Here is a 3,546-nt window from a genome sequence, read left to right as displayed (position 1 = left end):
TCGCAGCACTCGATCTACATCTAGCATCCTTCCGTCTCCACTCACTCGTTCTATATATTCTGCCTTATTTCACAACAGGTCTAATGAAGAATTAGATGTTGTCATGACCCAGATCCTTATAATACAAAGTCAAGTGCTTTAAGTTGAATCGGAATTTTGACCACGATTGCGTCCTAACGAGATTTTGAACCACAGGTAGGGATATTTGGTTTTTTAATTTGTGTGCTTGCGATACCACTCGATTGTGTTTCTCAAGCCTTCCTCAAACCCAAACGCTTGTTTTGCCCTTTCCGTATCCAGGCATCGGCGCTTTTCACCACCTTCTCAAACATCTCCGAGGAAGCCGACTGGTAGAAGCGAACCTGAATCCCCGTTCGATGCTGGTAGTCATGAATCGCTTCGCGTAAGCGAAGGGTATCTAGCCCAACGGCATCAACAGTATATTCGGGTGAATCAAAGCTGACGGAGACATGAGATTGAACACCCAGGTTATAAATTTCAACTGGTTGCACCTCTTCCAAAACTCGACGTAGGGTAGTGCTGTCAGTAAAATCCCCGTACTGCAGGAACAAGCAAACACTTTGGTCGTCAATGTGATCTTCATAAATGCGATCGCTGCGGTCTGTATTCAAGGTAGCGGTGCGTCGGATAATACCGTGAACTTCGTACCCATTCTCCAAAAATACTTACTCAGATATGAGCTGCCCTGTCCAGTAACTTCTGTAATCAGAGCACGTTTTTCTGTCATGCATCTCCTCATTAATTAATAGATATGAAACGAAAGCACTGAAAACCTTACAACAATGAACCCAGGAAAAGGTGCATGGCACGCAGTCCTACGTTTTCTACGTTATGGTTGTTCGATCAGAGGTTACTAGTTGCTTGCACGCTAACCAGATGAAGATTGGAATGGTGCTGCTATAGCGGCTCCAAAGCCTACGAGGTTCTTGCACTAATCGATAAAGCCATTCCAAGCCCAAGGAACGAATAACTTGGGGAGCTCGTTTATGAATCCCTGCGTAGACTGGAAATGCACCCCCAAGTCCAATCATGACTGCCTGAACCTGATCCTTGTGTTTGGACATCCAAATTTCCTGCTTCGGGCAACCCAAGGAAACAAACACAAGACCACATCCACTCTCATTCAGTTTTTGAACCACTGCCTTATCTTCATTCTCTGATAAGGGGCGGAAGGGAAGCGGCTCCATACCCGAGATTTGCAGATTCGGAAAGTCCTGCTCTAGCTGTGACCTCATTTTTTCTAGAATGGATGACTGGGAGCCTAGGAAGAAAATACTGATGTTTTCTGTAGATGCTCGTTCGCACAACGCTAACAGAACGTCCAGCCCAGCAACTCTATCCTGGTTTGGGGCTCCCATTAACCTCAACATCCAAACCAGAGGCATTCCATCAGGCGTTACTAGGTCAGCATTTTGCAACACAGGAGCAAATTCTGGATCTCGATATGCCTCCACTAACATATGAACGTTCGCAATACAGACAACTCTACTGACTAAACATTTAGCCCATTTCAATATGAGAGATATCTGGTCATCAAACGTAAAAGCAGTGACAGGGAGACCAATTACATTCTTGAAGGGAGGAATATCGTTGAAGATCATGATGCTAGCCTTGGATAATCTAGAAGTTCTATCAAAATCTGCCGAGAATGGAGGATACTAGTCTCTAAAAGTACACTGATGTTTGAAAGCTCCATATAGAAGCTATCTCGCCTGGTACGGCTGCGAGAACACAAAAAACCTAACCAGCAAGGTTTCAGCGCTTTCATCATTCGCTAGTAGTCCAACACTTAGCAAATGGTTCAGAAAATTTCTGAAACACTGAGTAAAATTATTCTCAGAAGACTTTATTAAAATATCGCAGATCTACGTAGCATTTGAGTACTAGGCTTGATCAGATTCACAATATCTTTATCCAGATGTCGCGTAACACGCTCTTTGTCCTCGTTAACAAATTAAATGTCCGCTACTTTACGGGGAGAAACCTGCAACGTAAACAGGGCAAAGCTCTAGCGTTTTCCCCAGTGCTACAGAACCAGAAACATCTCTGCTTTTTGATCGGAAGTTAACACATTAAACGTCCAATCCAGGCATTGATCGAGTGCTTTGCACACTTCGGACATCTAATGTGTTAATTCTAAAATTTGAGAAGGTAGTCTTAAAAAGACTACTGGATAAAGCTTTCAGTGATTTTCAAGGGTGACACTTAATGTGTTAATCAGGACAAAAAGCGTGTTAAACGACAACTGGTCAAAGCGCTCTTGCGTGTTCGAGTTGCCCCGCTTGTCTAATAGATGCCAAAACAGAGGAAACGCGACCCCTTGATGCACGACCCCTAACATCAGAATGTTGATGGTCACTGACCCCAACTCCCAGGTGGTGCGGTCTACACTCAACACCCACGGCTTCGGAATCCCGACCAGTCTCACCACCAGTTGGGCGATCTGGTCGTAGTTAAGCTCAAACGACCGCAGGAATCGTTGGATGCGTTTATAATTTGAGGCTGCCTTCGCACCTCCCGCAAACCCGGTTGCCACCTCTGCTAGGTTCACGGTCTTCACCCGGAACAGGGCAACCAGAAATAAGGACAGAAAGGCGACTCGTGCTCCATGCCAGCCTAGCAAGGGCTGCAATGTCTGCCGCAATTGGGTAATCTGATGCATAGGGTTTCATATTGTGAACTCACTATTTGCATGAAACCCTTTCCTAACCCCCTTTTGCAAGCTTTTGTCCTGTACTTAGGGAATTTCCACCATCACAAATTCTCCTTCGATGGCTTCGTCTGAAGCACATCCTTAATCTCCCCCAAAATCTCTAAAATTCGCTGCTCTTTTCTCCAGATGTCAGCTACCAATTGTTCAGGCGGCAAATGCTCAAAATCATTTTGGGCGATCGGGTTTTTCTGATCCAGATTGTAAATACACCAGTACAGCGAATCCCTTTTTGTTTGCTCCTGTTTAGCAATCTCTCGTTCTTGTCGTTCTTCTGCCAGAGTCCGTTTCTGTTCCTCTTTCAGATCTTGAATCTGCTGCTTAACTTTCGCTTGTTGTTTCGCAGGTGAAAAATCAAGTAAAGAGGCATTGATATTTTGAATCTGCGTCTCTAATTCTTTAACTCTCTTAGCGTTTCGATTTGCATTCGCTTCTGCTGTTCTCGCGGCATCCCAATGCGGTTGTGCTTCCGATTTTGCTTTATCGTAAGCTGCCTTAAAGTCATACTTCCAAGCCTGTGTATTTTCTGTTCTGTCGTTCCACCAGGCAAAGCAGCCATCAAAATCACTTTCCTGCATCGGCTTCGTTTTGCTAAAACTCTTGCGCCCCTCTGGTAACGGCACCTCGTAATACCAAATCTCCTCCGTTGCCCCCGACGCATCAAAAAATAGCAGATTCGTCGGAATCGACGTGTAAGGCGCAAACACCCCATTCGGCAACCGCACGATCGTATGCAAATTATACTCTAATCGGCTAAGAGCTGGACTTTTTTGAAGGATTGAAACTTCCAACTCATCAGGCTTTTTAGCTTGTCG

The 3,546-nt window shown here is 44.9% G+C and carries 2 protein-coding genes and 2 pseudogenes; all 4 read right to left on the bottom strand.

The window, feature by feature from the left end; all coding sequences use genetic code 11:
• Window positions 1-251 precede the first annotated feature (251 nt).
• Window positions 252-680: a GDP-mannose 4,6-dehydratase gene (locus C7B65_RS26665; RefSeq protein WP_317615852.1), complete on the bottom strand. Its 429-nt coding sequence runs from the start codon at window positions 678-680 to the stop codon at window positions 252-254.
• Window positions 681-845: 165 nt separating this feature from the next.
• A complete protein-coding gene (locus C7B65_RS26660) occupies window positions 846-1,622 on the bottom strand; it encodes a WecB/TagA/CpsF family glycosyltransferase (RefSeq protein WP_073075337.1) in 777 nt (258 codons plus the stop codon).
• Window positions 1,623-2,275: 653 nt separating this feature from the next.
• Window positions 2,276-2,683, bottom strand: a pseudogene (locus C7B65_RS26655) (IS4 family transposase); the annotation flags it as partial.
• 92 nt (window positions 2,684-2,775) lie between these two features.
• Window positions 2,776-3,546: pseudogene (locus C7B65_RS26650) on the bottom strand (hypothetical protein); the annotation flags it as partial.

Source organism: Phormidesmis priestleyi ULC007 (assembly GCF_003003695.1).
GTDB classification, from domain to species: domain Bacteria; phylum Cyanobacteriota; class Cyanobacteriia; order Leptolyngbyales; family Leptolyngbyaceae; genus Phormidesmis_A; species Phormidesmis_A priestleyi_A.
This window is presented reverse-complemented; position numbering and strand designations above follow the sequence as displayed.

Coding starts and splice junctions, on each gene's coding strand:
- C7B65_RS26660 (WP_073075337.1), bottom strand. CDS start 1,622: ATGATCTTCAACGATATTCCTCCCTTCAAGAATGTAATTGGTCTCCCT.